The sequence below is a fragment of the Methylobacillus flagellatus KT genome (assembly GCF_000013705.1).
GTDB classification, from domain to species: domain Bacteria; phylum Pseudomonadota; class Gammaproteobacteria; order Burkholderiales; family Methylophilaceae; genus Methylobacillus; species Methylobacillus flagellatus.
Genome location: NC_007947.1, coordinates 1,453,602 through 1,469,759, shown reverse-complemented (window position 1 = coordinate 1,469,759; position 16,158 = coordinate 1,453,602). Strand labels below are relative to the sequence as shown.

General features: G+C 56.3%; 12 protein-coding genes. 5 read left to right on the top strand and 7 right to left on the bottom strand.

Translation table 11 applies throughout. The features are described 5' to 3' along the window. Positions 1-13 precede the first annotated feature (13 nt). Positions 14-2,593, top strand: a complete 2,580-nt coding sequence (locus MFLA_RS07015) for a glycosyltransferase (protein ID WP_011479594.1) — start codon at positions 14-16, stop codon at positions 2,591-2,593. Positions 2,594-2,727: 134 nt separating this feature from the next. Here MFLA_RS07015 and MFLA_RS07010 read toward each other — a convergent pair whose 3' ends face one another. The 4 genes from MFLA_RS07010 to glgC are packed head-to-tail and all read right to left on the bottom strand — an operon-like array spanning position 2,728 to position 8,845. Next, complete coding sequence (locus tag MFLA_RS07010) at positions 2,728-3,648, bottom strand: ROK family protein (RefSeq protein ID WP_011479593.1); 921 nt, start codon at positions 3,646-3,648, stop codon at positions 2,728-2,730. A gap of 47 nt (positions 3,649-3,695) precedes the next feature. Next, on the bottom strand, positions 3,696-5,729 hold the full coding sequence (locus MFLA_RS07005) for an alpha-amylase/4-alpha-glucanotransferase domain-containing protein (protein ID WP_011479592.1): 2,034 nt from the start codon (positions 5,727-5,729) through the stop codon (positions 3,696-3,698). Between the two features lie 23 nt (positions 5,730-5,752). After that, positions 5,753-7,501 (bottom strand): glycoside hydrolase family 57 protein, encoded by a 1,749-nt coding sequence (locus tag MFLA_RS07000; RefSeq protein ID WP_011479591.1) that lies wholly within the window; start codon positions 7,499-7,501, stop codon positions 5,753-5,755. A 60-nt stretch (positions 7,502-7,561) separates the two neighbouring features. After that, complete coding sequence (gene glgC, locus MFLA_RS06995; protein WP_011479590.1) at positions 7,562-8,845, bottom strand: glucose-1-phosphate adenylyltransferase; 1,284 nt, start codon at positions 8,843-8,845, stop codon at positions 7,562-7,564. Positions 8,846-9,042: 197 nt separating this feature from the next. Between glgC and glgB the strand changes: the two genes are divergently transcribed. Continuing rightward, positions 9,043-11,220 (top strand): 1,4-alpha-glucan branching protein GlgB, encoded by a 2,178-nt coding sequence (glgB, locus tag MFLA_RS06990; protein WP_011479589.1) that lies wholly within the window; start codon positions 9,043-9,045, stop codon positions 11,218-11,220. A gap of 296 nt (positions 11,221-11,516) precedes the next feature. On the opposite strand, the gene MFLA_RS14875 is transcribed toward glgB, so the two are convergent. Continuing rightward, positions 11,517-11,765, bottom strand: a complete 249-nt coding sequence (locus tag MFLA_RS14875; protein ID WP_229407273.1) for a hypothetical protein — start codon at positions 11,763-11,765, stop codon at positions 11,517-11,519. 71 nt (positions 11,766-11,836) lie between these two features. Continuing rightward, positions 11,837-12,460 carry a LysE family translocator gene (locus tag MFLA_RS06980; protein WP_011479587.1) on the bottom strand — a complete coding sequence of 208 codons (624 nt, stop codon included), beginning with the start codon at positions 12,458-12,460 and terminating at the stop codon, positions 11,837-11,839. A gap of 160 nt (positions 12,461-12,620) precedes the next feature. Between MFLA_RS06980 and MFLA_RS06975 the strand changes: the two genes are divergently transcribed. Beyond that, positions 12,621-13,382: a lipopolysaccharide kinase InaA family protein gene (locus MFLA_RS06975; RefSeq protein ID WP_011479586.1), complete on the top strand. Its 762-nt coding sequence runs from the start codon at positions 12,621-12,623 to the stop codon at positions 13,380-13,382. A gap of 254 nt (positions 13,383-13,636) precedes the next feature. After that, the gene (locus MFLA_RS06970) at positions 13,637-14,206 is read left to right on the top strand and encodes a manganese efflux pump MntP (RefSeq protein WP_011479585.1); all 570 of its coding nucleotides are present in this window, start codon (positions 13,637-13,639) and stop codon (positions 14,204-14,206) included. Here the strand turns inward: MFLA_RS06970 and MFLA_RS06965 are convergent. Continuing rightward, positions 14,203-14,838, bottom strand: coding sequence for a TetR family transcriptional regulator (locus MFLA_RS06965; protein WP_011479584.1), 636 nt, complete (start codon positions 14,836-14,838; stop codon positions 14,203-14,205). The two genes, MFLA_RS06970 and MFLA_RS06965, sit on opposite strands and share 4 nt — an antisense overlap. 145 nt (positions 14,839-14,983) lie before the next feature. On the opposite strand from MFLA_RS06965, the gene MFLA_RS06960 reads away from it, so the two are divergent. Further along, the gene (locus MFLA_RS06960; protein ID WP_011479583.1) at positions 14,984-16,153 is read left to right on the top strand and encodes a MexX/AxyX family multidrug efflux RND transporter periplasmic adaptor subunit; all 1,170 of its coding nucleotides are present in this window, start codon (positions 14,984-14,986) and stop codon (positions 16,151-16,153) included. The last annotated feature ends 5 nt before the right edge of the window (positions 16,154-16,158 follow it).

The following is a 16,158-nucleotide window of genomic DNA, read 5'->3' as shown; positions in this document are numbered from 1 at the left end:
AAAAGATTACGATATGAAATTTATCAACAAATATACCAAAGCCCTGGTGATTGCCCTGACAGTCACGCTACTCCACTTCGCCATATGGGAAGTCATCAACCGCGCGTTACCGCTGATCGATGCCCCGCCCATCGTGAATGGCTTCGCTTACAGCGGCTACCAGATCGGGCAGAGCCCCCAGGAGCGCAAATATCCCAGCACAACAGAAATATTGAAAGACCTGGAGCTGCTCAAGAAGTACACCAACCGCATCCGCATCTACGGCGCACTGGAGAATCCGGAAACGACCGCACTTGCTGCCCGCCTCGGGCTCAAGGTGACGGCAGGCGCCTGGCTGGGGCCTGTTCACGAGGATAACCAGCGCGAACTGGAAGCCTTGCTGGCCAGAACAGCGCTATATCCCAATATCGAACGCATCATCGTCGGCAACGAGGCCATCCTGCGTGGCGACCTGACCCCCGAGGAAATGATCGGCTACCTCGAAGAAGCGCGCCGCACTTCGCGCGTGCCGGTGTCCACTGCCGAACCATGGCACGTCTGGTTACGCTATCCACAATTGGTCAAGCACGTCGACTTTATCACGGTGCACCTGTTGCCCTACCATGAGGGATTGCCTGCTGAAAAAGCCGTGGATTATGCGCTAGAGCGCTATCACGAACTCCTCGACAAATATCCGCGCAAGAAGATCGTCATCGGTGAAATAGGCTGGCCGAGCAAAGGCCCCACCATCGACGCTTCTGTCGCCTCCAACGTCAACCAGGCCCGCTTTGTGCGCGAATTCCTCGCCAAGACTGCCTATGAGCCCTTTGATTACTATCTCATGGAGGCCATTGACCAGCCCTGGAAGGTCAAGATCGAGGGCTGGGCGGGAGCTTACTGGGGCATGTTCGATGCCGAGCGCCAGGAGAAATACTCCCTGCACGGGGCGGTTCCCAAGGATTTGCGCTGGGTGTCCAAGGCGCTATGGGGTTCATTGCTTGCCTTCATCCCGATATTCTTCATTGCCGTGCGATTCCGCGAATGGGGCACCGGCGCACAGATATCGCTGGCAATCCTGCTGCAGGCGTGCATCACCGTGCTCGTCGTGACCTGGAACCTGCCTGGAGACTATTACTATTCGCTGCGCGACATGATCATCCTGGTCGCGCTCATCCTCGCCCTGCTCATGACCACGGCCGTGCTCATGACCTATGCCATCGAGTTCAGTGAAGTCATGTTCAAAGGTTACTGGATTCGCGCCTACAAGCCGGCCACACCGGTACCAGCCGAGCAGGAAGCTTTTGTCTCCATCCACCTGGCATGCTACAACGAGCCTCCCGAAATGGTGATTGCAACGATCGAGAGCCTAGTGAAACTCGATTACACCAACTATGAAGTACTGGTGGTAGACAACAATACCAAGGACGAGAGCAAGTGGAAGCCAGTCGAGGAATACATGTCCAAGCTGCCGGACAATTTCAAGTTTTACCACTTGCCGCAATGGCCAGGGTTCAAGGCTGGCGCCCTCAACTTCGCGCTGAAGGAAACCGACCCGAGAGCCGAGGTGGTGGGCGTGGTCGATGCCGATTACGTCGTCACCCCTGACTGGCTGGCTGTGTTGATTCCACACTTCATGGATCCAGGCGTAGCCGTGGTGCAGGCTCCTCAGGCACACCGCGATTTCGAGAACAACTTCTTCCGTCGCATGAGCAATTGGGAGTTTGAGGGCTTTTTCCGTATCGGCATGCACCATCGGCATGAACGCAATGCCCTGATCCAGCACGGCACCATGACACTGGTACGCCGTAAGGCTCTGGTTGAGCTCGGCGGCTGGTCCGAATGGTGCATCTGCGAGGATACAGAACTCGGCCTAAGGTTGCTGGAAGGCGGTTACGAACTGCGCTACATCGACCGCGTGTTCGGTCGTGGCCTCACGCCAGCCAACTTCGAGGCATTGAAGTCGCAACGCTTCCGCTGGGCCTTTGGCGCGATGCAGATACTCAAGCACCACTTGCCCAAGTTGCTCGGCAAATCCACGCTCAGCTTTGGTCAGCGCTACCACTTCCTCACTGGCTGGATGGGCTGGCTGGGCGACGGCCTGCAACTGCTCTTCACCTTGAGTTCGATCGGCTGGACCCTGGCTATGCTGGCCTTTCCAAAATCATTCAGCTTGCCGGTTTCCATCATGCTCACACCTGTCCTATGCTTCCTGGTCGTCAAGGGCGCACTGGGCCCCATCCTTTATCGCAAGACAATGAAGGAGTGCAAATGGTCCGACATTTTCGGCGCATCCCTGGCTGGCCTGGGTCTTTCCCATACGATCGCACGCGGCATCATGATGGGGCTGATCCAGAAACGCGGAGTGTTCAAGACCACCAACAAGGGCAAGGCAGACAAGGGGAGTATCTTTGGATTGCTGACCCCCATCCGTGAAGAAGTGCTGCTGCTGCTCGCGTTGATTGTCTCCGCCAGTGCAATGATCTATGCACGCGGCATCAATAACCTCGATGCACAGCTCTGGGTCACCATGCTGACACTGCAGTCCCTGCCTTACTGGAGCACGCTGGCTTGCCAAATCATAGCGCAGCTGCCGGACCGCCCGCCCAAGCAGTAGCGGCATCAGGCAAACAAAAACGGTCATGAATTTTCATGGCCGTTTTTGTTTTACGCATCGCAATATTGAATGAACTGCTTCTCCAGTGCATCTATCTGCCCTCTTCAACTCCGAGCACACAGAGTGAGGGAATATCAGCCATGTACCAAGTGGGCCGCACCGATAATCCCGGCCTGGTCGCTGCTGCTGGATACCTGGATATCTATCTTGCCCTTGAATACCGGGATCGAATCCAGGTCAAGCTGGGCGTGTAGCGCAGACGAAAAATAAGGCCAGGCCTGGCTCAAGCCTCCCCCGATCAAGATCAGTTGTGGGTCCAGAACCTTGGCGACATGGGCAATCGCCCTTCCTAGATGCTGTCCTGCCAGGGCGTAAGCATCCAAAGCCGCGCTATCGCCCTGGGCTGCCCTGTCTGCAATATCCCGGGCAGAAAGCGTCTTCCCTGTAGCGAGCGCATAGCTGGCAATGACGCCTGGCGCGGCAGCATACTGTTCGAGGCAGCCATGGTTGCCGCAACCGCACTTGCGCCCGCCAGGCTCGGTGATCAAGTGCCCGACTTCCATGGCAATGCCATGATCGCCAGGATAAGGCCTGGCAGCATGGATCAGCCCACCCCCCACGCCAGTGCCGAGGCCGATATAGACCATGCTGCGGGGAATAGTATCGAGCAACATGAATTCTCCCAATGCCGCCACCAGCGCATCATTTTCCATCTTGACCGGCAACCCGAGCAGCCGGGATAGTTCGCCTGCAATGTCTACGTTGCGCAAGCCAGGCAGGTTAGGCGACTGCGTCACATGGCCCGACTGCGGGTCGATGAAACCGGGAAAACCCATGCCGATCGATTCTATGCCAGGATGCAGTTTGATCGCCTGCTGCAATGCAGACAAGCTGACCCTCAGGATTTCCTGCAAAGCGATAGCCGGGGCGTGTTGTTTGCAAATGGATGAGAAATTCGCAGGAAACCTTTGTTCATAAATCACTTTTTTGTCCTGCACCACCCCCACCCTCAGGTTGGTGCCGCCAATATCCACACCCAAACGTAATTTCGCCATGATCGCCAGGTCACAACCTCATCATAAAGATCAAATAAATTTAATATCTATTTGTTTTTAATGAATTCAATATGCAGATTAATTCCAGAGACAAGTTGCTCCAATGGCCATTCCAGAACCATGGTCACAGCCTGCATGATTTTTTCAAACCCAGCCTCGGACTGCGAAACGGAACAGTGCGGATAGCTGAAATAATTTGCCGGAACGCTGCTGCGTAGATGGAGGGTACCACCCAGTACATCATCATCGAGGAACAGTTCCTGCCACTCATCCATGCTGAGCGCCTGCCCGAAGCCGCCCAGAATATCATCCTGCAGCCGGAAACGTCCCGCTGGTCCATCGCAGCTGGGCATGGCGAGGTTAAGCTCGACCCGCAACCTGCCGGAGACCCCGGTCACATCCAATGCCTGATAGGTAACCTGCAACGCATTGCCCTCAAGTCTGTATTGCTTACGCAGGAAAGCCGCATCCCCGCCCGGCAAAAAGCCCGAGAACTCCGGTTTGGGCCTACCATCCTGTTGGTATCGAATCTGGATATTGGCTCCGTTGTCCAGCCAGCTGTCATGAAACAAGGCTTTGCGGTAAGTATCGGTGTCTAGATCGCCAGGCAGGATTTCATGCTTGGATCCCATCTGCTCATGCGGATTGGTAATGCCCTCGCCATGGGATTGATGTTCCCCTGTCGCATGAATCTTGCGATGGTAATGCTCCGGCTGCCGCGTCAGGGTATCGCCAAAGTTATGTCCGAGCGCATAACTGTCCAGCTCGACCACTGCTGCCGTTTCATCCAGCTTGACCACGGCCTGCAGCGAACCATTCTGGATGAACAACTCATCATGGCCGTCAAGGTCGAGATCCAGCGCCTCTATGGCCGGACGTTCCTCTACCTGGTCCAGCAGCGCTTCCAGCTTGATCAGCGCATGGTAGACCGCGCGCCTAAGGTGTGGCAGATACAGACCACCGAACAGGCCATGCCAATAGGCATCGTTCGCCTGCGCCTCATACAGGGCCTTCAACATCTGGGCATTCTGCAAGTCCGGTGGCAGGCTGTGATAACGCTGAGAAAGCCCCAGCATGCGCTTGTGCATCCAGTTGGACTCGGGATAGCGCATTAGAAAGTTACGCCAGATGCCGCCGCGCACAAACGGCTTGGTGACATCGTAGCGCTGGTGTTGCCGCTCCTGCGCCACCAGGTCGGCATAATGATGTGCCGCTGGCACTGGCAAGGTCCATTCATTCATCTCGATATAGGAAGTCGTGGGCAGGTAAACCACGCCCTTTGTCCGTGCCTGGCGGTGATAATCGGCATAGCGCATGGGCTTGATCACGTCGGAATTGAGCACCCCCTCGATGAATTGGCGCAACCATCCGCGCTCGTATACCCAGTTATAGGTCTCAGGCCAGATACCGAATTTCTCAATGTCATCGAAATACACGGCGGCAGGCAGCTCTCCGTCCTGCCCCCCTTCACCCGCAAGGCTTTCCAGGTAACCCACCACCTCGTCGGCAGCAGAAAACGGCATGCGGTAGCGCAACGCTTCGGAGATGGGAAATAGGTCGACATGACGACTGTCCTCCTCCGTCGTGTAGAAGCCATTGAGTGCGTCAGTTTGCTTGCCTGCGCACATGAAATGGTAGTCATCCACGGTCACATACTTGATCCCGGCCTCTGCCAACGCTGGCACGACGGCCGATTCCCAGACCCGCTCCGTGAGCCATGCACCCTGCGGCGCATGGCCCAGCTTTTCGGCGAGAAAATGCGACAAGGTGTTGATCTGCCCGATTCGGTCCCGCACGGGAATGGAAGCCAGTACAGGTTCGGTGAAGCCGGCACCGAACAGCTCTGCCTGTCCGCGTTCCACCATCTCGCGCAGCAAGGCCATCTCCTGAGGGAAGTGCTTGAGCATGTACTCCAGTAACCATCCGCTGATATGGATGGCGAAATGAAACGCCGGATACTCATGCATCACCCGTAGGAAGGGTCCATAACATCTCGCATGGGCATCTTCCAGCACGCTTTCGAAATTGCCTACCGGTTGGTGGGCATGCACGCCGAGCAACAACGCAACAGATCTAGCCAATTCCTGCTCCTGTCATGAAGGGTTTAAGTGGAATACTCCGCGGCTTGGCCGCGGCGCATGGTGCCTGCATTGGCAGCATCAGCGTCTGCCGAACCCTTGCTGATGGCCTGCCGCACGCGCTCCGGCACCTCCAGCCCGAGTAGGCGGTAGAGGTTGGCAAGATTGCGGCGGAATAGTTGATCGAAGCTGCTCACGCTGAGTGCCGAGTTGTAGTCGCCAAACCACCAGAACCAGTCCGACCCTTCACAGATCGCGAGCTGTCGGCTCGCGGCGGCGATCTCGACATCGCTAAGCGTTCCTTCCCGCATCACGGCATCGTAGGCTTGCTTGGCCTCGCACAGCAAATCCCAGCCCCGGTTCTTATCGGGGCTGCCTATCCACGTACTGAAACTGCCATAGACCCAGCTGCCCGCAGCGATTGCCGGCAGCTCCCCGATGGGCAGGCCGGAGTCCGGCCTGAGTGCTTGCGTAGCCAACTCGCTGGGCGTAGCCATGATGATGTTGTCGTGATGGCTCAATGCTGCATACAGCTGGCTCAGGAAATAGTAGCCATTGTAGGGATAGTATTCCCAGGCGTTCTCCCCATCGAGAATAACGCTCACCACGGGTGACTGATCACTGGCATTCTGGGCATGGATGCTTTCTAGGCAGGCAATGAAGTCTGCCACGGCATTATCGGCATGCAGGTTGGCATATTCGAAACCGATCTTGTCTGACAAATGATCATCGCGGAAAAAGCAAATGATATGATCCTTGCCGTTACCGACGCGGTAAGGCTTGTACAAATATTCATGGCGCGGCGGCAGTTCGCTGGTATCGAACGACTTGTACAAGCTATTGGCCAGCACGCCTTCGCCGCTGGCCGCCCACATCACGCCGTGCTCGGCGAGCAAGGTCAGTGCTTCATGCGAGACTGCGCCTTCGGCTGGCCACATGCCAGCAGCCGGCTTGCCGAATCGGCGTCGGTGCGAGGCCTGCGCCTCGGCGATATGCACTTGAGCGCGCTGCCTGCCGTGAGGATATTGCGCGCTATGAGGCAAGGGCGCATAGGGCATGGCATCACGGGTAGAACGAAAGTCCAGCAGCAAGGGCAGGATAGGATGGTAATGCGGCGTGGTCGAGATCTCCACTTGCCCTGCCGATTCGAGTGCGCGGTAACGTGGGATCAAGTTGCGCATCAGGTCGGCAATCAGGTTGAACAATGTTTGCCTGTCTTCCAGGGTGAACTGGCTGCCCTTGCCCATGAGGGCCTGGACTTCCGGGTAGTTGCGCCTCACGCTCTCCCCGGTCCAGGCCAGGTGATACCAGACGATGAGGTCGGCCATGTATTGGCCGGACAGGTAATTGAACATGCTCTTGCCATGGGGCTCGAGCTTGACGTACATATTGTAGAGGCACTGGTAATGCTCGAACGGCGCGAGCATTTTCTCATGGTGCCCCTTGAAGCAACTGTGCAGTATCAGGCAACGCTCATCCTGTGTCAGCGCCTTCATATCCGGTTTAATGAGCAACCTCAACAGCGGATCACGGATATTACCGCTGTCGAACTGCTGGACATAATCCTCCAGCTGGTCCAGCAGTATCGGAACAAAGTTAAAGCTCACCCGGGCATCCGGATTGCTCTCCAGGTGATAGGCCATATCTGTGTAGTCCTTGATGGCATGCAGATAGGTCCAGGGCAGCACATACTCTCCACTGAGGATATCGCGGTAATCCGGCTGGTGCATATGCCAATACAGATTGAGGTACAGCTTTGGAAGTGATGCCGTCATATCCACCTTTACCCGAAATAAAGTATTGAACTATCGCCCGGATTGCGCCAGGTCCTGAGGCTAACGTATATGGTGCAGGTTCTGTCCCAGCATATCGGGCGTCACCAACACAACCCCTTGCTCCGTGATATGGAAGCGCTTGCGGTCCAACTCCAGGTTGACGCCGATCTCCATGCCATCCGGAATGCGCGCCCCGCTATCGACCACGACGCGCCGCAATGTCACATGCCGCCCGATATCCACCTTGGGCAAGATCACGGATTGCTCGATGCTGCTGTAGCTATTAACCCGCACATCGGAAAACAGCACAGAATTTCTGACATTCGCGCCACTCACGATGCACCCGCCAGAAATCAACGAGTCTGTCGCCTGTCCACGGCGCTCCTCGTTGTCAAACACGAACTTGGCAGGCGGCAATTGCTCCTGATAGGTCCATATAGGCCATTGCCGGTCATAAAGGTTCAACTCTGGCACGACCTTGGTCAGCTCCATATTGGCTTCCCAATACGCATCTACCGTCCCCACATCCCGCCAGTAATAATTGCCATCGGCCGCCCCCACGCAACTGTCGGTGAAACGATGGGCAAACACGCGGTATTTCTTGATCAGGTAGGGAATAATGTCATGCCCGAAGTCATGCGAAGACTTCGGGTCATCCGCATCGCGGATCAGCTGCTCATAAAGAAAGGCCGCGTTGAAGACATAGATTCCCATGCTGGCGAGCGCATGGTCGGGATCATCCGGCAGACTGGACGGATGGGCCGGCTTTTCCTCGAAGTCGACCACCCTGTCGTTTTCATCCACCCCCATGACGCCGAAAGCGCTGGCTTCCTTGAGCGGGACATTGATGCAGGCTACCGTCATATCCGCTTTGTTGCGCACATGCGCGGCCAGCATCTGGCCATAATCCATCTTGTAGACATGGTCGCCGGCAAGAATCAGGACGAATTCGATATTGGTCTGGCGTAAAATATCCAGATTCTGGAACACAGCGTCGGCAGTTCCCTTGTACCATTCTTCCTGGATGCGCTGCTGGGCGGGCAGCAGCTCGACGAATTCATTGAATTCCCCTCGCAGGAATCCCCATCCGCGCTGGATATGCTGGATCAGGGTGTGTGCCTTGTACTGGGTGACGACCCCGATGCGCCTAACCCCGGAATTAATGCAGTTGGATAACGGAAAATCAATGATGCGGAACTTGCCACCAAACGGCACGGCAGGCTTGGCCGTCCAGTTGGTCAGGTCCCGAAGGCGGCTGCCTTTGCCCCCTGCAAGGATGAGGGCGACTGTATTTTTGGTCAAGGTACTGACAAAACGAGAAGAACTCAATTCATGCTGCTGCATTTTTGCCCCTCCTGATTTATAGTTTGGACATGATCTTGTACAACAGGGTGCGAACCGGGCCTATTCGCATCAGTCTTAAACTTCTGCAGAACCATTATAGGCACGAAGCCTCTCAGTAAGCTATAGGCAATTTACCGGAAAAGCGCTTCACAGCTAGCGATTCGGCAACGTACCATCTCTACCACTTATGGGAAACGATGTTGACTAAATCAAAACAAGATCCTCACCTCAACCATATCCTCAATGCGCGCCATCATGACCCTTTTTCGTATCTGGGTCTGCACCAGGATGGCACGCAATATATCCTGCGCCTGTTCCAGCCCTTCGCAGCGCGTGCCTGGCTGCAAACGGCGTCGGGATGGGTGCCATTGCAGCGCAGCCATGAAGCCGGCCTGTTCGAGTGGAAAGGCAATACGCCGCCGCCGGTACCCTGCCGGATACGGTTGGAGGAAAACGGCCATAGCTGGGAGACATATGACGCCTATACCTTCTGGACCACGCTGTCGCCTGAGGAGCTGTATCTGTTTGGCGAAGGCCGGCTGAAACAAGCCTACCGTACTTTCGGGGCGCACCTGTGCGAGCAGCAAGGAGTGGCAGGGGTGCGCTTCGTGGTATGGGCGCCTAATGCAGAACGTGTCAGCGTCATCGGCAACTTCAACCACTGGGATGGCCGCATGCACCAGATGCGTGTGCATGGAAGCAGCGGCGTATGGGAAATCTTCATTCCCGGGCTGACCAGCAGCGACCTGTACAAATTCGAGATCCGCAACCGGCAAACCGGACAGATCCTGGTCAAGACCGACCCCTACGGTTTCAGCTTTGAACAGCGGCCAGGTACGGCTGCCAGGGTCACGGCACACGGTCATTACGCTTGGCAGGATGCAGAGTGGCTGGAAGATCGGGCGCGAGCCGACTGGTTGCACGCGCCCTTCAACTGCTACGAGGTCCACCTTGGCTCATGGCGGCGAGATGCCCATGGCGAATTCCTGGGGTATCGCGAACTTGCCCACCAGCTTGTCCCTTATATGCAGGAAATGGGTTATACCCACATCGAATTGCTGCCGGTTTCCGAACACCCGCTCAATGAATCATGGGGTTATCAGACGACCGGGTATTTCGCCCCCACCAACCGGTTTGGCAGCCCGGACGACCTTCGCTACTTTGTCGACCAATGCCACCAGGCCGGGATAGGCGTCATCCTGGACTGGGTACCGGGGCATTTTCCCAAGGACGATTGGGCACTGGCGCGTTTTGACGGCTCGGCATTGTTTGAGCACGAGGACCCCCGGTTGGGGGAGCATCAGGACTGGGGGACTTATATTTTCAATTATGGCCGCAACGAGGTCCGCAACTTCCTGCTGGCCAGCGCACATTACTGGCTGGAGGAGTTCCACATGGACGGGTTGCGGGTGGATGCCGTGGCCTCCATGCTCTACCTGGACTACTCGCGCAAAGAGGGCGAGTGGCTGCCGAACCGGCATGGCGGACGCGAAAATCTGGAAGCCATCGATTTCCTCAAGCAGCTCAATGTCATGGTGCATGAGGACTTCCCGGGCGCCTTGACGATAGCGGAAGAGTCGACTTCCTGGCCCATGGTATCCCGCCCGGTCTACCTTGGCGGCCTGGGCTTTTCCATGAAATGGAACATGGGCTGGATGAACGACACCCTCTCTTACATGCAGCACGACCCCATCCATCGACGCTTTCATCACGACAAACTCACATTCGGCCAGATTTACGCCTATAGCGAGAATTTCGTCCTGCCCTTCTCCCACGATGAAGTCGTGCATGGGAAACGCTCCCTGCTCGACAAGATGCCTGGAGATACCTGGCAGAAATTCGCCAACCTGCGCCTGCTCGCCACCTACCAGATGACAGCGTCCGGCAAGAAGCTCAACTTCATGGGTAACGAACTGGCGCAAGGACGGGAGTGGAACGTCAACAGCAGCCTGGACTGGCACCTCCTTGACCTGCACTGGCACCAAGGCATTCAACGCCTGCACCGCGATTTGTCCCACCTGTACCGCCAAGTGCCCGCACTGCATGAGCTCGATTTCGACGCCCATGGGTTTGAATGGATAGATTGCAGCGATAGTGACCAGTCCATCATCAACTACCTGCGGCGGGCTCGCGACGGCAGCTTTGTGCTGGTGCTGCTCAACTTCACCCCAGTCCTTCGCAGCGGCTACCGCGTCGGGACCCCCCTGGCCGGACATTACCGTGAAATCTTCAACAGCGACGCCGGATATTACGGTGGGAGTAACCAGGGTAACGGCAACGGGCTTCAAACCGAGGCATATCCCTGGATGGGGCATTCGCACTCCCTCGTCGTTACCATCCCGCCCCTGGGAGGCGTCATCATTCAACCGGGCTAAGGCACAGCCAACAACACCATCCTGGTTTAGGCACTATCCACAGACAGTATTACAGTAAAGCGTACGACGAGACGGCCTGCGCCAGGAGCGTTTTGGCCCTAACTGCTCGGCGGCAGGATGGGATGCCTGGTGGCGACACCAGGAAATGCTCGCTAGGCGAAGTTGGCTGCCGAATGTAAATATCCGACCCATGTGCGCCCGGAAATGGTCTTGAGGTGATATATTCACATTGCCATTGACCTCCCCCCTCCCCCCAGATGAGTGAATACAGTGCCCTGGCCAGGCGATATATTTATTCAAGCCTCCTCGTGTTGCTTGTTGGCTACCTTTTCCCTTTGCTCGCCGTCCTCATGACGGATGTTGCGGAGGATCCCAGTGTGTTTTTCATCGCACTGGGATTCCTGATCCTCTGCACAGCCGTCTCCATGGGCATGAACTTCATCACCGACCGTTACATCTTTGATATCAAGGTGTTGAAAAATGAAGACAAAAGCCAGTTTCGGATACGTTTCCTCAAACGACATCACCACCTGCTGCGCATCCACCAGCTGACCGACTGCCTGAGCATCCTTAACCTACTGCTGAGTCCGGCTGTCTTTTATTACGTGTCACATTTTCATGGCACCTGAGTAGTCAGTATCGGGAAAATCGACATCAGCAGAAGCAATGCCGTCACCCTGTTGAACATCCTCATCCTGCGTGGTTGGGAAAGGATACGGCGCAACATCACCCCGAACCCTGCCCACGCCCCCACACAAGGCAGATTCACCAGCATGAATACGCCACTCAAGAGGACAACATCAGCGGTGCCTGAGGGCTGCGGCAAATAGGCTGTCAACGCAGCGACTGCCATGACCCAGGCTTTGGGGTTGACCCACTGGAACGCGGCAGCCTGGAAAAAAGTGAAGGGCTTGGCGGTGTTTGTTGACGGGCCGCCCACCCCATCCGTCGGCGCCGCTGCAATCCGGAATGCCAGCCAGCAGAGATATACCGCGCCCGCGTACTTCATCAATACGTGCAACAATGGATAGCGCTCGAACAGGCTTTGTGCTCCCAGCCCAATGATCAAGACCATTGCGCCAAACCCGATACTGATCCCCAGCAAATGGGAAAGCGAGCGCCGGAAGCCGTAATTCAAGCCCGAGGCCATGAGCATCAGGTTGTTCGGTCCTGGTGTAATGGAAGTCACTGTTGCGAACACCACCAAGCCCAGCAGTAGTTCCAGAGAAAAATGCCACATGTTCGACCCTGTCCTTAATCACTGTTGCAGTAATACCGAAAAATTGCATTTCCCATAAAAAAATCATTCTCTTGCATTTCAAAATGCATACATTCGCTACATCCATGGGTAAGATAGATGAAATTTCAATGACAAATGACATCATTTCATTGAGGTGTTTATGCCACACCGTAAGCCTGTCACCGTACCCGGAATGGATTTCGATACGCTCTGGCACCATCCCGGAGAATGGTTTGAAGCGCCCAATGTGTATCGCCAGGGCTGGAGCGGCGTCAGCAGGACCCCGTTGGGTCCGGCAGATGGAAACAGGCCCCTCTACGCTTTTCTCAAGCGCCAGCACAACTTCATGCGCAGGACCTGGCGTCACCCGTGGCACGGCGTATCCACCTTTTATTGCGAATACCATCATCTGCTCCGCCTGTTGAAGCTTGGCGTGCCTGTTCCGGCCCCTCTTTTCTTTTCTGAAAAGAAAGAAGGCCGCAACGTCAGTGCCATCCTGGTCACTGCCGAATTGGTCGGATTTACTCCACTTGATCAATTGGCTGCAGACATTTTCAAGGCGGATGTCAGTATCACCAGGCAGCGCAAGCTCGCGGCATCGGTAGCGGACGCAGTGAGCAAATTTCACTCGACACGCCTCCAGCATCGCGCCCTCTACCCCAAGCATATTCTCGTCAAGGAAACCCCCAGTGGCAATTTCGACATGGCACTGATCGACCTGGAGAAAGCCCGCATCCGGCTATTTCCGCTGTTGCGCACCTTGCAGGATCTCGCCACGCTCAACCGCGAGCTCATGCACCTGAGCCGCACCACCCGGCTATATTTCCTCAAGCGATACTATGGCGTCCACAAACTCGATACTGCACTCAAATGGATTGCCAGGCTGATCCAGGACCGCACCCGTCGCAAAGCGAAAACCTGAGCCTCCCATCGCCGCCGTCGGGCATGCAAAAACTGTTCACCCGCCGCTCGCCCTCTTCCACGCCGGTAATTTGTAGTAAAATGCGCCTAATCTTTAGGGAGTAGCCTGCTTCTTTCCGAAGCGCCCCCATCAACATGATCGGCCTTGGCCGTGGTGCGGGCAGCCATCCTGGTTGGCGAGACTAATGGATGCCAGTACGTTCCGGTTGGGCGGTCTGGCGGCCATTTAATCACGCCCAACCCCACACTGAATTCATGAATATTGTTTCAACCTTGCTTCTGGCATTGGCCATGTCGGCCGATGCCTTTGCTGCCGCCGTCAGCAAAGGGGCGATGCTGCACCGACCTCGCATCATCGAAGCCCTGCGTACCGGCATGATTTTCGGCGTGATCGAGGCCACTACTCCATTGGTCGGCTGGAGCCTGGGGCGGGTGGCCGCAGATTACGTGACGGCATGGGATCACTGGATCGCCTTCAGCATCCTTGCCTTTCTTGGAATCCGCATGACCTGGTCGGGACTGAAGCATGATGGCAAAGTCGTGGAGAAATCACGTAGCCACTCTTTTATCCTGCTGGCGATGACGGCATTGGGCACCAGCATCGATGCGATGAGTGTCGGTGTCAGCCTGGCGTTCCTGGATATCGATATCGTACCCGTGGCTTTCGCCATTGGCATCGTGACCTGCATCATGGTAAGCGCTGGTGTCATGCTGGGCCGCGTGCTTGGTTCGGCTTCAAAACATACGGTGGAAATTATCGGCGGACTGATCCTGATCGGGATCGGCAGCCTGATCCTTTACAAACACCTGTACGGTGCTGCCTAACCTGCAGCCTTCTTGCGCAGCTCGGGCGCCGTCCTGAAGGCTGCAAAACCAGCACGGTATAGCGCCTCGGCCACTTGCCAGCGGTCCTGCTTGATGCGATTGGCCAAGAATAACGTACTGTAGATGCCATCGAATAGGGAAAAGAGGTAGAGATTGGCAAGGCCGACGTCAATATCTCCAGGCAGCTCTTCACTGGCCACCGCCTCGCGGATCAATGTTTCTGCATCTTCACGGCATTCCATTTCCCAACGGTCACGGATTTCCAGCAGCGGCAAATTGTGCTCGTTGGTATCGCACTGCATATAAAGGATCTGCAATACACGCTGCACCGGACCAGGTTCACTGCAGAGCTTGAGAAAATACATGCCTTGCTCATAAAGCGTTTCCAGCGCCGATGTGCCGGGCTTTCGCTCCGGCGCGACCGCCAGTGCCAATGCCCGTTCGCACATGGCGATGGCCACCTCCATCTTGTTCTCGAAATGCCCGTACACCGCGCCACGCGACACGCCTGCAGCCTGGGCGATATCCGCCATCGTGGCATAGCTGATGCCCCGCTGGATAATGACGCGTTCTGCAGCATCCAGAATGCTGGAGCGCGTCCGCAGGGAATCCTCTTTCGTTTTTCTGGCCACTGCAGCTCCGTTTCATTTTCAACTTAATCCCTGTCATTATACCGAAATAATTAATCAGTCATGAATGATTATGATATAGTGCACGAAATTTAACGGCTGAATCAATTCCAGCTACCATTTCAACTCACGCTCATAGAGTACGCCTATGCCATCATCACCATTTGGACGCAGCCGATTGTGGCTGTTCGCCTCTCTCATGCTTGGCCTCACAGCATGCAGCCAGGAGCAGCCCCCAGCAGGAAATGCTGGCATTCCGGAAGTCGAGGTATATATCACCCAAACCGCGACTATCCCGGTCGAAGTCTCGGTCCCCGGACGATTGGAGGCTTATCGCCAGGCTGAAGTCCGCGCCCGTGTCGCTGGCATCGTCACCGAACGCCTTTATCAGGAAGGCCAGGAAGTAAAAAAAGGGACGCCCCTGTTCCTGATCAACCCCGAGCTATTGACTGCCGCGCGCGACCAGGCAGCCGGCGTCCTGGCAAGTGCGGAAGCCAGCCATCGCAATGCACTGGACAAGCTGGAGCGTTATCGCGACCTTGCCAGCGACCATTCGGTCAGCGAGCGTGATTACCAGGCGGCCGTTGCCGAGGAGTTGCAGGCCAAGGCGCAAGTACTGACGGCCAAGGCGCAACTGGACAAGGCCAACCTGGACCTCGGCTACGCCAAGGTCACTTCCCCGATCGACGGGCGCGCCCGCCGTGCGCTGGTTACTGAGGGCGCGCTGGTAGGACTGGATTCCCCTACGCCCCTCACCACCGTCGAACAGATCGATCCCATCTACGTCAACTTCTCGCAGCCGGCAACGGATGTGATGGCGCTGCAGCGCGCCATCAGGAACGGCAGGATGAAAGGCGTGGCGCAAAATAGCATTGAGGTGAAACTGCTGTTCCCGGATGGCACTGAATATCAGCATCCCGGCAAATTGTTCTTTTCGGACCTTGCCGTGGACAGCAATACCGACACCGTGGCCATGCGGGCGCTGTTCAGGAATCCTGAACGTGAACTGCTCCCAGGGGCGTATGTGCAGGTCAAGCTGAAACAGGCAGAAAACCCGTCCTCGGTCCTGGTACCCCGCGATGCGCTTGTCCGCACGGCGGAATCGAGCAGCGTCATGATCGTCGACGATCACGAGCAGGTGCAGGCGGTTAACGTCGAGGCCAATGCCATGCGTGACGGGTTCTGGGTTGTCACCAGCGGCCTCAAGGGCGGCGAGCGCGTGATCGTCACCACCCCGGCCATGATGGCTCCCGGCACTGCAATCAAGGTGCGTGACCGCGAACCCGGCGGCAAGCCTTCATCCCTATCGACGGACTGAGAATT